Source organism: Engelhardtia mirabilis (genome assembly GCF_007748095.1).
In the GTDB taxonomy this organism is placed as follows: Bacteria; Planctomycetota; UBA1135; order UBA1135.
This window is the reverse complement of sequence record NZ_CP036287.1, coordinates 4,689,225-4,703,381: the sequence shown is the minus strand read 5'-3', so window position 1 is coordinate 4,703,381 and position 14,157 is coordinate 4,689,225. Positions and strand designations below refer to the sequence as shown.

The 14,157-nt window shown below is 70.9% G+C and carries 11 protein-coding genes; 8 read left to right on the top strand and 3 right to left on the bottom strand.

All coding sequences use genetic code 11. The features are described from left to right. Positions 1 to 2 precede the first annotated feature (2 nt). On the top strand, positions 3 to 740 hold the full coding sequence (locus Pla133_RS17365) for a molybdopterin-dependent oxidoreductase (RefSeq protein WP_419191657.1): 738 nt from the start codon (positions 3 to 5) through the stop codon (positions 738 to 740). Beyond that, positions 737 to 1,213, top strand: a complete 477-nt coding sequence (locus tag Pla133_RS17360; RefSeq protein WP_419191656.1) for a GNAT family N-acetyltransferase — start codon at positions 737 to 739, stop codon at positions 1,211 to 1,213. Before Pla133_RS17365 ends, Pla133_RS17360 begins: the two co-directional genes overlap by 4 nt. 10 nt (positions 1,214 to 1,223) lie before the next feature. Here the strand turns inward: Pla133_RS17360 and Pla133_RS17355 are convergent, their stop codons facing one another. Both Pla133_RS17355 and Pla133_RS17350 read right to left on the bottom strand, forming a co-directional pair. Beyond that, entirely contained in the window at positions 1,224 to 1,541 is a 318-nt protein-coding gene (locus Pla133_RS17355) for a 4a-hydroxytetrahydrobiopterin dehydratase (RefSeq protein ID WP_145067535.1), read from the bottom strand. A gap of 41 nt (positions 1,542 to 1,582) precedes the next feature. Then, a complete protein-coding gene (locus Pla133_RS17350) occupies positions 1,583 to 2,623 on the bottom strand; it encodes a S1C family serine protease (RefSeq protein WP_145067533.1) in 1,041 nt (346 codons plus the stop codon). A 285-nt stretch (positions 2,624 to 2,908) separates the two neighbouring features. Here Pla133_RS17350 and Pla133_RS17345 point away from each other — a divergent pair, with 285 nt between their 5' ends. The 6 genes from Pla133_RS17345 to ltrA all read left to right on the top strand — a co-directional run bounded on the left by Pla133_RS17345 (position 2,909) and on the right by ltrA (position 12,306). Next, a complete protein-coding gene (locus Pla133_RS17345; protein WP_145067531.1) occupies positions 2,909 to 4,465 on the top strand; it encodes a hypothetical protein in 1,557 nt (518 codons plus the stop codon). Positions 4,466 to 4,632: 167 nt separating this feature from the next. Beyond that, positions 4,633 to 6,414 carry a GTPase gene (locus Pla133_RS17340; RefSeq protein ID WP_145067529.1) on the top strand — a complete coding sequence of 594 codons (1,782 nt, stop codon included), beginning with the start codon at positions 4,633 to 4,635 and terminating at the stop codon, positions 6,412 to 6,414. Next, positions 6,411 to 8,150: a dynamin family protein gene (locus tag Pla133_RS17335; protein ID WP_145067527.1), complete on the top strand. Its 1,740-nt coding sequence runs from the start codon at positions 6,411 to 6,413 to the stop codon at positions 8,148 to 8,150. Before Pla133_RS17340 ends, Pla133_RS17335 begins: the two co-directional genes overlap by 4 nt. Positions 8,151 to 8,299: 149 nt before the next feature. Further along, the gene (locus Pla133_RS17330) at positions 8,300 to 8,617 is read left to right on the top strand and encodes a hypothetical protein (RefSeq protein WP_145067526.1); all 318 of its coding nucleotides are present in this window, start codon (positions 8,300 to 8,302) and stop codon (positions 8,615 to 8,617) included. A 169-nt stretch (positions 8,618 to 8,786) separates the two neighbouring features. Beyond that, the gene (locus Pla133_RS17325; RefSeq protein ID WP_145067524.1) at positions 8,787 to 10,472 is read left to right on the top strand and encodes a PhoX family protein; all 1,686 of its coding nucleotides are present in this window, start codon (positions 8,787 to 8,789) and stop codon (positions 10,470 to 10,472) included. Positions 10,473 to 10,932: 460 nt separating this feature from the next. Continuing rightward, positions 10,933 to 12,306: a group II intron reverse transcriptase/maturase gene (ltrA, locus tag Pla133_RS17315; protein WP_145067520.1), complete on the top strand. Its 1,374-nt coding sequence runs from the start codon at positions 10,933 to 10,935 to the stop codon at positions 12,304 to 12,306. A gap of 177 nt (positions 12,307 to 12,483) precedes the next feature. Here ltrA and Pla133_RS17310 read toward each other — a convergent pair whose 3' ends face one another. Continuing rightward, the gene (locus Pla133_RS17310; protein WP_145067518.1) at positions 12,484 to 14,115 is read right to left on the bottom strand and encodes a VWA domain-containing protein; all 1,632 of its coding nucleotides are present in this window, start codon (positions 14,113 to 14,115) and stop codon (positions 12,484 to 12,486) included. Positions 14,116 to 14,157: the final 42 nt, after the last annotated feature.

Here is a 14,157-nt window from a genome sequence, read left to right as displayed (position 1 = left end):
CCATGTCCGACGCCGATCCGCTCGCCAGGATGGACCCCGACTCCCTCGTCGCCCGCCGCCGCAACTTCATCGAGCGGCAGATCGCGTCCCACCCGGAGCGGGTCGACGTACGCTTCGAGGGGCGTGCGCCCGAAGGCGAGGGGCCGCCCAATCGTCACGGCATGCCGCTGGTCCCGGTGGGGCAGCGCTCGGTGCCGAACTGGCCCGTGCTCGATCTCGGGCACCACCCGGAGATCGCGCGCGAGGACTGGCGCCTGGATGTCGGTGGAGACGTGGAGAACCCGGTCACCCTCGACTGGGGCGCGTTGATGGACCTGCCCCAGGTCTCGATCGACGCCGACTTCCACTGCGTCACCACCTGGAGCAAGCTCGACATGACCTTCGGCGGCGTGACCTTTCGGGACCTGGCGTCCCTGGTGGTGCCGAAGGAGTCGGCGCGATTCGTCTTCGCCACCGGCTACGACTGCGCCCCGGGCACCGACGTGCCCTACACCACCAACCTGCCCCTCGAGCGGGCCTTGGACCCGGACGTGATGATCGTCCACACGGTCGACGGCCAGCCCCTGGCGCGGGAGCACGGGGGTCCGGTGCGGATGGTCACGCCGCGGCTGTACGCCTGGAAGGGCGCCAAGTGGATCCGGCGCATCGAGTTCTTGGCCGCCGACCGCCTCGGCTTCTGGGAGCTGCGCGGTTACTCCAACACGGCCGAGCCCTGGTTCGACGACAGGTACTCCAGTTGAGCAAGATCCGGATCCGCACCGCCACCCGCGACGACGCCGGGCAGATCGCCGCCTGGCAGGTGGCCATGGCCGCAGAGACCGAGGATCGCGAGCTGCCCCTCGAGCGCGTCCGACGCGGCGTGGAGGCGGTCTTCGCCGACGGTGAGAAGGGCCGCTACCTGATCGCCGAGGATATCGAACTCGGGCGCGCCCTCGGGAGCCTCCTGCTCACCAACGAGTGGAGCGATTGGCGCGACGGCTGGTTCTGGTGGATCCAGAGCGTCTTCGTCGAGTCCGAGGCCCGGGGGCGCGGGATCTACCGCCGCATGTACGAGCACGTGTTGGCCGAGGCCAAGGCGGACGGCTCAGTGTGCGGGGTGCGCTTGTACGTCGAGGTCGAGAACGAGTACGCAGCGTCCGTCTACAGCCACCTGGGCATGGACAAGACGAGCTACCGGATGTTCGAAGTCGACTTCGCGGGCGAAGCGGACTGACGCCGCGACACTACGACCGCGCGCCGAAGTCCGCCGCGAGCTGCTCGCAGCGCGCCGCCAGGATGAAGTCGAGCTTGGTCAGCCCGCCCGCATCGTGGGTGGTCAGGTCGATCACCACGCGGTCGTACACGTTGGACCACTCCGGGTGGTGGTCCAAGGCCTTGGCCTCAAGCGCCACCGCCGACATGAAGCCGAAGGCCTCGTCGAAGTTCGGGAAGCGGTAGGCGCGGTGCAGCTTGCCGGCCTCGACCGACCAAGCCTTCAGGTCACCGGCCCGTTGTTCGATCTCGGCCTCGGTCAGCTTGGTGGGGCGGGCGGCGGTGGTCATGGGAGTCGTTCGAAGATGGTCGGCGTCGTCGGTGGTCGCGCTCAACGCGCTTCCTGGTCTTCCAAGGTTGCCACCAGGGTCAGCCGTTCTCCAGCGCGCCAGACCACCAACTCCAGCTCTTCCCCGGGGCGGCGCAGGCCGATCGCGTTGTTGGCCTGCTGGCGCGTCTTCATGGGCTTGCCGCCGATCGATTCGATCACGTCGGAGCGCTCGAGCCCCGCGGCGGCCGCGGGCCCGCCGACCAGGGCGTTGCTGACCACCACCCTGCTGGTGCCGTGGTAGCCCAGGCGCTCGCCCCACGAGTCCGACAGCACGGACAGGTTGACCCCCAGGCGCCCGCGCCGCACACGGCCCTCGGAGAGGATCGACTCGACCACCACGTTCACGAAGCTGGCCGGGGTCGCGTAGCCGATGCCGGTGCTGCCCTCGCGCGGGGTGCCCATGGCCGTGTTGATGCCGATCACCTTGCCGTTCAGGTCCACCAGCGGCCCGCCGCTGTTGCCTGGGTTGATGGCGGCGTCGGTCTGGATGAAGTCCTCGTAGCGGGCGATGTCGAGGTCGCCGCGTTGGGTGCCGCTGACGATCCCCATGGTGACGGTCAGGTCGAGGCCGTAGGGGTCGCCCATGGCCAGCACCCACTCGCCCACGACGGGGTCGCGCTCGAGTTCGAGGTCGGCGAAGGGGAAGTTGTCGCCGGGGATCCTCAGGATCGCCAGGTCGGTGTCGTCGTCGATGCCGAGCACCTCGGCCACGACCTCCGAACCGTCCTGCAAGGCCACCCGGACCTCGTCCGCGTCGCGGATCACGTGGGCGTTGGTCACGACCACCCCCTCGGCGCGGACGATGACCCCGGACCCCCGTTGGGTCTGGCGGTTGCCCCAGCGGCCCGACTCGTAGCGCCTCACTCCGACGACCGCGGGGCCTGCGTGCTCACTTGCTACCTGGGTCGCCATGGACAGCGCGCCCGCGATCGCGACAGGGTCCAACTCGGGCGCCGGAGCCGGCTTGAGGGTCAAGAACCCAGCCAGGGCGGCGGCCACGACTCCAGCGGTTCCAAGGGTTTGCGTGCGTCGGTCGATCATGGTGGTGGGTGCCCGTCACGGGCTGGGGACCTCATCCTTATGGCACAAGATCGGGCGCGGGCGTGCTCGACTGGCCACATGGAACCGCCGAGCGGGCCCCTGGTGCCGAATACGAGGCCGGGAAGCCGGCAACGACGCCCCGCCGATGCTATTTTCGACGCTCCCCAAGGGCTGGATGCGGCAGTCGTGCTGCTCCGGTCCCGTACTGCACGAGCCGCTCACCATCCCACAAGAGCCGCGGGCATCCTCAGGATCCCGGCTCTCCAGAACCGATCTTCGACACTGATGAGACTCGCTCTACTTCCGATCGCACTGTTGGCCCTCGCGGCCGCTCCCGCCGCCGCCCAGGAATGTCCCTACGCCGCCGCCGCCTGCGGCAGCAAACAAGTCGAGCTGGTTGCCGACGTCGTGACCGAGGACGAGGGCTGCAGCGCCCACGCTCTGCCCTGTGATGCCACCGCCACCTGCGACTCGCAGAAGGCCGAGCTGGTCGCCGAAGTGGTCGAGGTCGACATGGTCGCCCTGGCCCAGGCTGAGCTGGCCTCGCTGAAGAGCGAGCTGGTCGTCGCCGAAGCGCGCCTCGTCGCCGCCCGCGCCGAGTTGGCCGAGCTGAAGTCGACCCTCGCCGGCGGCAGCTGCGACAGCGCGAGCGCCAAGCTCGTGTCGGACGCGCCCGGGTGCTCGACCAAGTCGACCTGCGACAGCGCCAAGGCCGAACTGGTGAGCGATGCGCCCGCTTGCTCGACCAAGACGAGCTGCGACAGCGCCAAGGCCGAGCTGGTGAGCGACGCGCCCGCTTGCTCGACCAAGACGAGCTGCGACAGCGCCAAGGCCGAGCTGGTGAGCGACGCGCCCGCGTGCTCGACCAAGACGAGCTGCGACAGCGCCAAGGCCGAGCTGGTGAGCGACGCGCCCGCGTGCTCGACCAAGACGAGCTGCGACAGCGCCAAGGCCGAGCTGGTGAGCGACGCGCCCGCGTGCTCGACCAAGACGAGCTGCGACAGCGCCAAGGCCGAGCTGGTGAGCGACGCGCCCGCGTGCTCGACCAAGACGAGCTGCGACAGCGCCAAGGCCGAGCTGGTGAGCGACGCGCCCGCGTGCTCGACCAAGACGAGCTGCGACAGCGCCAAGGCCGAGCTGGTGAGCGACGCGCCCGCCTGCTCGACCAAGTCGACCTGCGACAGCGCCAAGGCCGAGCTGGTGAGCGATGCGCCCGCCTGCTCGACCAAGTCGACCTGCGACAGCGCCAAGGCCGAGCTGGTGAGCGATGCGCCCGCGTGCTCGACCAAGTCGACCTGCGACAGCGCCAAGGCCGAGCTGGTGAGCGACGCGCCCGCGTGCTCGACCAAGTCGACCTGCGACAGTGCCAAGGCCGAGCTAGTGAGCGACGCGCCCGCCTGCTCGACCAAGACCGCCTGCGAAGGTGCCAAGGCCGAACTGGTCGCCGCGCCCATGACCGAGTGCGACGGCGCGATGGCCTGCTGCTCGGAGAAGGCTGCCCTGGTTTCCGACAAGACCTCGGGCTGTTGCGACGAGGGCAAGGCTGAGCTGGTTGCCGACAAGGCTGCCGGCTGCTGCTCCGAAGCCAAGGCCGAGCTCGTCGCTGACGAGGCCCAGTGCTCGTCCAAGGCGAGCGGCTGCCCGATCCAGGCCGAGATCGTCCAGGTGCGTGGTCGCCTGAACCAGGTCCGCGCCGAGCTGGCCCAGGTCTCCTCGAGCGCGGTCGTCCTGCGCGCGCAGCTGGCCCAGGTCGCCGCCGTCGCCCCCAAGGCCCAGCAGGTCGCCGACGTGGTCGAAGACGCCGGCTGCTGCACCGCCGCCAAGGCCTGCGACAAGCAGTGAGCCCGACCCCCTGACCCGACGCTCCTGCAGAGCCACGGGGAGCGGGGACAGACCGGAGGCCGCCTCTCTTCAGTGGGGGGCGGCCTCCGATCGTTCGGAAGGCGCCGGGGCCCTTTCGGAATGGTCCATGGTTCGCCCCGCGGACCTCCGATAGGCTCCCCCCGTCCATGGACCTCGATCTCGCCCAACGCCTACGTGCCCTGCGCGACGCCCTCGCCCGGGTGCCGGAGGGGGCTGACGACGAGGCGGTGGGGCGGGCCCAGGACCGGCTCGAACGCGACCTGCTCCCGCGCACGGCGGCCGCCGGCGGCGCAGTGGTGGCCGGCATCGTCGGGCCCAACAACGCCGGCAAGAGCGCCCTGTTCAACGGCCTCGCCGGCGCTGTCGTCAGTCCGTCCCTGCCTACCGGCGGCGCGACGCGGCGACTGGTCGGGGCGGCCCGGGCGCCGCTGGCTCGGGAGCTGACCGAGATGGAGGCTTGGGGGCGCTTCGAAGTGGTGCCCTGGGACACCGAATCCGACTCCGAATTGCCCACCCGCGCGCCCGAGCGCCCTGCCCAGCTCCTGTTGACCGCGTCCGCCCAGGTGCCCGAGTCCGTGCTCCTGATCGACACGCCGGACTTCGACTCGGTGGCGCGCGAGAACCGCGCGGCCAGCGAAGCCCTGCTGGCGGTGGCTGACGTGGTGATCGTGGTGGTGACGCGGCACACCTACCAGAACGCCGAGGTGGTCGAGTACCTGCGCCGTTGGCTGGTCCACGGTCGTCCGTGGATCCTGGTCTACAACGAGGCGGCGCGGCCGGAGCTGGTCGACGAGCACGCGGCCAAGTTGGCCCAGGACGTGGGCCATGCTCCCCTGGCGATCTTCGGCGCGCCCTACGACGCGGGCGTGATGGACGGGGAGCGGCCCTTGATCGCGCGCGAGGGCGCGCGGCCCGACGGTCGGCCCCTGGCCGAAATGTTGGCCGATACCATCGCCCTGCGCGAGCTCAAGCGCAGCGCCCTGGACGCATCCCTGGCTCAACTGCGCGACGACGTGGTCGCGATCGCCGACCGGCTCGACGAGCGCGCCCTGCGCGCGGGCAAGGTCGTGGCCCAGGCCAGTCAGGCCGCGCGGGACCTGGGCTTTCGCATCGCAGGTGAGGCCATGCCGGCCGGACCCTTCTTGGCCGCCTTCCGAGCGGTGCTCGATCGGCGGTCCAACCGCGTCAGTCGCCGCTGGCGCGCGGGGCTGCAGGGGCTGCGCGTGCGGCTCGAGGCCCTGCCGCGAGCGATCGGCCTGATGAAGGAGGCCCCCGAGCCCGAGCGCGTGGCCGGCGGTCTCGAAGCGGTCGAGACCAAGGTGCTCGAGCGCCTGTGGCCCGCTTTCCACGAGAGCCTGGCCCGGGACCTCGGCGCGGAGGCGCGCAGTCCCGCGCGGCGCGACTGCCCGGCGCCCCTGGCGCACCTGCTCGACGCCGACCTGGCGCGCCCCACGGGCGAGCGCCGCGACGCCGCTCGCGCGGCCCTGGCGGAGCTGCCGGTGGAGTTCGGGCGCTTCCAGAAGGCCTGCGAGGAGTTGGTCGAGCGGGGCCTCGACGAACGGGGCAGCGACTGGGACATCCAAGCCGCGGCCGACCTGGCGACGCTGTTGCCAGTGGCCATCGCAGCGGCAGTGATCGTCAAGACCGGCGGTTTCGCCGCCGACGTGGGCGCAGCGGCGGGCGGCGCGGTGACGACCTTCCTGTTCGAGAAGTACAGCCACGTGCTCGGCAGCCAGATCGTGGCCGAGGCCGGACGCAGGTGGCAGGGCGAGCGCGGTGGGGGGCTCGCCGAGGCCTTCCTGGCGGCGGCCCTGCCGACGGCCCGCGAGCCGCTCCTGCGCGCGAGTCTCGAGGATCGCGAGCTGAGCCACGCCCTGCGCGGGTTGCTCGAGGGCGCCGAACACAACTCCGAGGAGGACGCCGCGTGACCGCGAACGGTTGGGAACGACGCCTGGCGCGGCTGCGCCGCGAGCTCGACGACGAGCTCGAGGGCCTGTGGCCCCTGGTCGCGCTCGAGCGGCGGTCGCTGGAGCTCGAGGACCTGCTCGACGACCTGGATCGCCAGTTGGCGCGGGTCAGCGCGGCTGCGGTGGTGGTGCTGGTCGGGGCGACGGGTGCGGGCAAGTCGACGCTGCTCAACGCGCTCGCCGGCGCCGAGATCGCGCGCGAGGGCGAGTCGCGACCGACGACCTCGACGCCGACGGTCTTCGCGCCCTTGGACGCAGATCTGAGCGAGCTGCTGGCCGGGCTCGACGTGCAGCCCAAGGTGGTGCGCTACGACCCCGAGCGCGCCCTGCTCGGCGGCCAGGTGCTGATCGACGCGCCCGACACCAACAGCGTCGCCGTGGAGCACCACGCCACGGTGCGCGCCATGGCGGATCGCGCCGACGTGCTGGTGGCGGTGCTGCACCGCCAATCGGTGGTGGAGGAGAAGAACGTCGAGTTCCTGCGCGACTTCGCCGGCCGGCGCGAGCTGGTGGTGGTGCTCGGCCGCGCGGACGAGTTGACCGAGCGCGCTACCGCCGAGCTGCTGGAACAAGCCCGCGAGGTCGCGCGCGCGAAGTTGGAAGTGGATTCGGTGGACGCCTTCGCGCTCAGCGCCCGCGCCGCGCGCGAGGGCCACGGTGGCGAAGGCTTCGAGCGCTTCCTCGATCGCCTGCGCGACCTCCTGCGCGCCGGGCGCATGGAGCGCGTGCGCCGCCACAACGCGATCGGCGTGGCCGGGCGGATCGCCGCGCTGGTCGCCAAGGTCCGCGCCGAGACCGCGGAGGACCTGACCAGCCTGCCCGACGAGGTCGCGGCGGCCACGCGCGGCCTGGCCGAGGATGTGCTCGAAGAGGTCGAAGCCCGCCTGGACCTGCGCCGCTCGGAGCTCAGCTCCCTCTTGGCCGGCGAGGCCGGGCGGCGTTGGGACGGCCCCGTGGGCTGGGCCCTTCGCGCCGGAACCTGGTCCACGGTCAGCGCCGGCCTCGGCCTGGCCCTGGCCCGGCGCAATCCCCTGGCGGCGGCCGGCGTGGCCGTCGGCGGTGCGGCGGTCGGCAAGGCGCGCGAAGCCACCGGCCGCCGGCGGCTCGAGGACGCGGACACCCTGTGTCCCGAGTCGGGCGACGTGGCCGAGCGCTACGCCCAGCACTTCGGTCCGGTGCGGGTGCGGGCCGGGCGCCTGTGCGGCGAGCCCGAGCGCCTGGGCGTGCCCGGGCGCGAGCAGCTCGAGCGCGACCTGACCGAAGGGGTCGCCGAGGCCTGGAGCCGCCTGATGCACCGGGGCCTGCCCGAGGCCGCCGAGCGGGCCGCACCCGTCTGGCTGCGCTGGGCCCTGGACCTGCCGATCTACGCCTTTGCCGGTTGGCTGCTCTATCGGGCTGGGGAGGGCTTCCTGGCCGGGGACTACGTGGGGCTCGACTTCCTCATCAATGGGCTGCTGCTCGGCCTGGCCTTCGCCTTCATGGCGCGCCTGGTGGTGCGCGGGACCCTGGGCTGGCGAGCGCGCCGGCTGGTGGCCGACGTCCGCGACCACACGCGCCTGGCTGCCGATCGCACGATCGAGGCCGCAGCAGAACTGGTGAGCGAGGAGGTGGGCCGCTCGAGGGCCGCCCTCGACTCGATCGCGGAGCTGGACCGCCGCTGGCGAACAGCCCTGGACGAGCGGTCTGCGGGCGACTGAGCCCGAGCTCGCGGCGCTTAATCGGATCCTGACACGGCCTTGTTCGGAGGCCAGCAGGGGCGGGCGATCCTTCGCCATCCAGCCCGCCCCCGCTCTTGGACGCGATCGTGTCCCGCGGGTCAGGGCCGACCCTCACCGGGATCCGAACCGTGAAGCACGGGCCCACCATCCTCATCCTGACCCTGCTCGGCGCCGCCGCGGCCCTCAACGCCGTCGAGCCCGGGTCCGCCGTCCAACGGGACCAGCGCACCGCCCTCCTGGCCTCGGTAGGAAGCCACGAAGCCGGCGACCTCGACGCCCGAGCGCTGCGCAAGATCCTCGACCGCGGGCTGCTGGGGCGCGACGTCGACGACAGCACGCTCGACGATCCGGCCGAGACTTCGACGCCGACGCTGGACGAGTGTGATGACGAGCACCTGATGCAGGTCGAGATCGCCAGCGCTTTCGATCGCCTGCGGAGCGAGTAGCGACGCTGCGTCCGAGCGCGTGCGACGGTGCCGCGCGCATTGATACGAACGCCACGCGCGATTGATGGCCGGGCAGCAGTGATCGGGATCATCTGCGCCCATCGCCGAACCGACGCCGAGCTCTGGTCGCTCGGGCGGGGATCGGCACTGGTCAACGAAGGATCCGCACGTGAATCTCGTCCTCGCTTCCCCCGCCCTGGCCCTCGCGGTCAGCGCCGCGGCCGCCCTGCCCGCCTCCGCCCAACTCTCGCCCATGGCCCAAGGCCAGGGCGGCTACTCGGTCTCCGCGCCGCTCTTCACGGTCGGTCAGACCTTCACTGGCACCCGTGGCGCGCTGAACCCGCTGACCGCCGGGGACTACACGCCCCCCGGCGTGCTCGACGGGCTCGGTGCCTTCGCCCTCGACGCGAACACGGTGCGCGTGCTCGCCAACCACGAGTTGGGAGCCGGCGCTGGCTACCCCTACCTCGTCAACGACGGCCAGGGCGGCAGCTTCTCCCTGACCGGCGCGCGCGTCTCCTACTTCGACGTCGATCGCACCAGCCGCCAGATCGTCGACGCTGGCCTGGCGATCAACAAGATCTACGACGCCACCGGAGCGGTCGCCACCGACAACAGCTTCCTGACCGCCGGGTTCACCGGCCTCAGCCGCCTGTGCTCTGCGCAACTGGTCCCCGCCGGCAGCTATGGCCTGGTCGACACGATCTTCTTCACAGGCGAGGAAGACGGCGGCAACTTCAACCCCATCGGCGGCGCCGAGTGGGCCCTGGACGTGGCCACCGGCGACCTGTGGCAGGTGCCCTTCATGGGCCGAGGTGCCTGGGAGAACATCACCCCCGTCGCCATCGGCAACCCGAATCTGGTGGCCTTCATCCTGGCCGACGACACCTCGCCCTTCGACGCCGACGGCGACGGAATCGACGAGGCTGCGCCGCTGTTCGCCTACGTGGGGGTGAAGAACCCCGCCGGCGGCTTCCTCGGTCGCAATGGCCTGAAGAACGGCCAGCTCTTCGTCTGGGTCTCGTCCACCGGTGAGACCTCGCCCCTGGAGTTCAAGGGCAGTGGCTTCCTGAACGGCGGCTTCGTCCCGATCAACAACAAGCCGATTCCGGCCCTGGCCTCCGAGGACGGCTCGACCGGCTTCGACGAGTACGGCTTCCCGACCCAGCGCAACCTGTGGATCCAGGCCGAGCAGGTCGGTGCCTTCGGCTTCTCGCGCCCCGAGGACGTGGCCACCAACCCCGCCGACGGCACGCAGATCGCCCTGGCCTCGACCGGCGTCGACACCTATGCGGTGGATCCCGACACGGGCGACGGCGTGGACACCTTCGGCACGGTCTACGTGCTCGACGTGAACCCCACCGACGGGACGGGCACGCTGATCATCGTGTACGACGGCGACGCCGACCCGAAGCGCACCCTGCGCTCGCCTGACAACCTCGATTGGGCCGATGACGGCTTCATCTACGCCCAAGAGGACAAGGCCGAGACGGACACCCTGAACGGGGAGCTGCTCTTCGGTCCCGGGGCCGTGAACACCAACGAGGCCGGCATCGTGCGCCTGTCCACCGGCAGCATCGCACGTCGCGTGGCCAACATCGATCGGAACGTGGTGCTCGATGCCTCACTCGTCGATCCGATCCAGGCTGTCGACGTGGACGCCGGCTCGGTCGGCGCGTGGGAGAGCTCTGGCATCCTCGACGTCTCGTCCCTGTTCGGCGAGCAGCCCGGTCACCTGTTCCTGATCGACATCCAGGCCCACGGCATCGACGATCAGGACCAGTTCAACGCGGGTTCGCGCCTCACGGACAACGACCTGGTCGAGGGCGGCCAGTTGTTGTTCCTCGAGCGCTGACACGGGGATCCGCGGCGACTTGGGGGTCGCCGCGCGGTGCGGGGCTCTTCCGCTCGGGCGGAGGGGCCCCGCGGCCGTGTGTGCCTGGCATGACAGATGACTTGGAGGTGAAAGTCCCCCCGGAACCTGGCCGCAGGGACCGAAGGGAAGCGCAAGGGCGGGCTCGCGAGGGTCCGTCTGAAGGAAGCGTGGAACGAACCCACGGGCCGACGTACAGGAATCGGATTCGAGGCGCCGCGGACCAGGGCGAGCTGGCACGTGACAGCGAAGCTCTTGCGGTCAAAGGGACGCGGCGTAAATCCGGCGGTTGTGTGGGGACGGCCATCTGTCTTACCCAGGGAGATCTCGCCTCACGTCTGAAAGGGCGACGCCACCGGTTGGCGGAGCGAGAAGTCAGCAGAGGGCGTAGTAGTCGGCCCGAGCCGGCGAAGGCCCGAACGGGGAGAAGGGCTCAACGCCCATGAACCTCGAAGGCGAACCGCGTCAGATGTCCAGGCAACTGGAGCTCCCGTGGGAGGATAGGGGTGAAGCCCTGAACGTACCGCGAAGCGACGAAGCGCCGACGGCGGCTCACGGAACCGAGTGCCCAGGAGCAGTCGGCTTGATGGAGGCGGTGCTCGAGCGCCGCAACATGGAAGCCGCTCTGCGGAGAGTGAAGAAGAACCGAGGCAGTCCCGGCGTGGACGGGATGACGACGGACGAGCTGCTGCCGTACCTTCGAGGCCACTGGGCCCGGATCCGAGCGAGCTTGCTCGACTCGACCTACACCCCGGCCCCGATCAAGCGGCAGTCGGTCCCCAAGAGCGGGGGAGGCACCCGCGAACTGGGGATTCCGACGGTGCTCGACCGTCTGATCCAGCAAGCCCTCTTGCAGGTCCTTCAACCGATCTTTGACCCGACCTTCTCCGAGCACAGCTTCGGCTTCCGACCGGGACGCAGCGCCCACGACGCCCTTCGGGCGGCGACGCGACACGTCCAATCCGGACACCGAGTCGTGGTCGACGTCGATCTGGAGAAGTTCTTCGATCGAGTCCATCACGACGTGCTGATGGGAAAGCTCGCCAAGAGGATCGAGGACCGCCGCGTCCTGAGACTGATCCGTCGCTATCTGCAATCCGGCGTGATGGTGGACGGAGTGCTGATGCAGCGCTGGGAGGGGACGCCGCAAGGCGGCCCACTCTCACCGCTCCTGGCCAACGTGCTGCTCGACGAAGTCGACAAGGAGCTGGAGGTCCGCGGACACGCCTTCGTGCGCTACGCGGACGATGCCCGAGTGTTCGTCCGCTCGCAACGAGCGGGAGAACGCGTGCTCGGCCAACTCCGGACTCTGTTTGGCCGACTTCGGCTGCGCATCAACGAGGCCAAGAGCGCCGTGGCCCCCGCATGGGACCGACCTTTCCTGGGCTACTCGATGTGGGTGGCTCCGGGGAAGACCGTACGTCTGCGGGTGGCCCGCAAAGCTCTCGACAAGATGAAGGATCGAGTGCGGCAGATCACGCGTCGCCACGCAGGACGAAGCCTGAGCCACGTCATCGGGGAGCTGCGAAGCTACCTGCTCGGCTGGCACGGCTACTTCGCCCTGGCCGCGACGCCGAGACTCTTCGCCACCCTCGACCAGTGGATCCGCAGGCGCCTCCGGGCGCTCCAACTCCACCAGTGGAAGCGCGGGCGAACGGTGTTCCGCGAGCTACGCCTTCGAGGAGCCTCGACGCGTGTGGCCGCCGAAGTCGCCGCCCAGACCCACCGCTGGTGGTGGAACGCCTGCCACCGAGTCCACCTCATCCTTCGCAACTCCCACTTCGCCCAGCTGGGGCTCCCCCAACTGGCGCCGTGACCTCAATCTTCGAACCGCCGTGGTACGGACCCGTATGCCCGGTGGTGTGGGAGGGGCTCCGGGGAGGCGATGACTCCCCGGCCCCTATCCCGATTCGGGACGTGGCCGTTCGGGACGTGACCGTTCGGGACGTGACCGTTCGGGACGTGACCGCCGATGCGCGGCCCGTGGCGGACGTCAGCCTTCGACGCGCAGGAAACTGCCGCCGGTGCCCGAGGCCAAGGCGCGCAAGGCGTCGGCCCGCGCGCCGCCGATCTGCACGCAGTGGAAGACAAGCTGCGCCTCGGGGTTGAAGCGCAGCAGCCAATCGCGGGCCCAGGTCCCGTCCTCGGTCGTCTCGCCGTCGCAGAGCACGACTACGGTGTCGAACTCGAGCTCGTGCAGGTCGTCGACGCTGTCGATCAGCTCGTGCAGCCCCGTGGCCAGCTGGGTGCCGCCATCGGGATGGCGTGCGCCGAGCCAGGACCGCAGTCGCCGCAGGCTGTCCTCGTCCGCGCGCGTCGGCGAACCCTTCCAGCTCACGGCCTGGTCGCTGAACAGCACCACACCGAATTGAGTCGGATCCGGCGACGCCGCGAGCACGTCCAAGAGCTCCCCGGAGGCCGCTTGGAAGCGGGTGGGGATCTGGGTCGAGGTGCCGTAGTCCCCCCGGGCATTCGGCAGGCTCGCTTCCATCGAACCGGAGGCGTCGACCACGAAGGCCACCGACCCCGAGCGCAGTCGCAGGCCGAAGAAGGAAGCTACCGTCGCGCGGCTCCCGTCGGCTCCGTTGGCGGCCGTCAGGGGCGTGCCCTCGCGCACGGCGCTCCAGAAGTCGCGCCAGCGCTCGGGTGAGGGGCCGATCGGGCGGCCCGTGAGCGACTCGAGGGTGTCGGCGCACTCGAAGCGCAGGCGCCGAGCGCCCGGGATCGCCGCGGCGCGGTCGGCTTCGCCCTCGCGCCGGGTCCAGACACCGAGCGCTTCGATCAACACGGGCACGGAGCGTTCCGCCGGCACGAAGGCCGCCAGGGCCACCGCCGGCGAGGCCCGGCGCCAGTCGCGGTCGAGGGTCAGGCCGAGCACCTCATCGCCCAGGGACAGGCCCAGGTCATCGGGCCAGGCCAGGTCGAAGGTCCCGCTCGAGTGCAGGGCGTGCAGGTGACCCAGGGCGAGTTGCATGAAGCGTCCCTGGTGAGCAGCCGGCGCGTCGACGACAGCGCGCACGAAGCCCTCGCCGACACCCCGCTCCGGCCACCCGGTCAGGGCCACCAGGGCGGCGGCGCGCAGCTCCAGGTCGGGATCGCGGGCGACGGACAGCAGCGGTAGCAGCGCGGCGGGTGTGCGCTCGAGGGCCAGGGCCATGCAAGCGCCCCGGCGAGTCTCGGTGGGCATGCTCGCGCCCAACAGCAGCACGTCGGCGAGCACGAACTCGCGGAAGCCGTCGCCGCCGCGCCCGCCCTTGCGCGCGATCAACCCGTCGATCACCTCGCGCCGCAGTCGCAGGTCGTGCGGCGTGGCCTCGAGCCGGCTAGTGACGCCGGCCAGGGTCAGGAGCGCCACATCGGCCCGGCGCCGGTCGTCGCCGCGCTCCTCGCGCAGCATGGCGTCGATGGTCGACGCGAGCAGCTCGGGCGAGACCCGCGCGCGAGTTTGCTCGGAGCCGTTGCCCCAAGCTTCGATCAGTCGTGTCGCGCGACCCGCGCTCGGGCTAGGCCGCGGCGCGGTCGTGCAGACCGCCGCGGCCGGCTCCCACGCCATCGAGGCCGCCGCGAAGGCGCTCTGGCTGGCGACGAGGCCGAGCAGGCTGACGAGGACGGGGGCCGGTTTCATCCCACCCGACCCTAGCGCGGCTGCTGCACGCGGTTGCGATCC

Excerpts from the sequence above, each read along its gene's own strand:
- Pla133_RS17365 (WP_419191657.1), top strand. The coding sequence starts at position 3 with ATGTCCGACGCCGATCCGCTCGCCAGGATGGACCCCGACTCCCTCGTC.
- Pla133_RS17355 (WP_145067535.1), bottom strand. The coding sequence starts at position 1,541 with ATGACCACCGCCGCCCGCCCCACCAAGCTGACCGAGGCCGAGATCGAA.
- Pla133_RS17350 (WP_145067533.1), bottom strand. The coding sequence starts at position 2,623 with ATGATCGACCGACGCACGCAAACCCTTGGAACCGCTGGAGTCGTGGCC.
- Pla133_RS17345 (WP_145067531.1), top strand. The coding sequence starts at position 2,909 with ATGAGACTCGCTCTACTTCCGATCGCACTGTTGGCCCTCGCGGCCGCT.
- Pla133_RS17340 (WP_145067529.1), top strand. The coding sequence starts at position 4,633 with ATGGACCTCGATCTCGCCCAACGCCTACGTGCCCTGCGCGACGCCCTC.
- ltrA (WP_145067520.1), top strand. The coding sequence starts at position 10,933 with ATGAACCTCGAAGGCGAACCGCGTCAGATGTCCAGGCAACTGGAGCTC.
- Pla133_RS17310 (WP_145067518.1), bottom strand. The coding sequence starts at position 14,115 with ATGAAACCGGCCCCCGTCCTCGTCAGCCTGCTCGGCCTCGTCGCCAGC.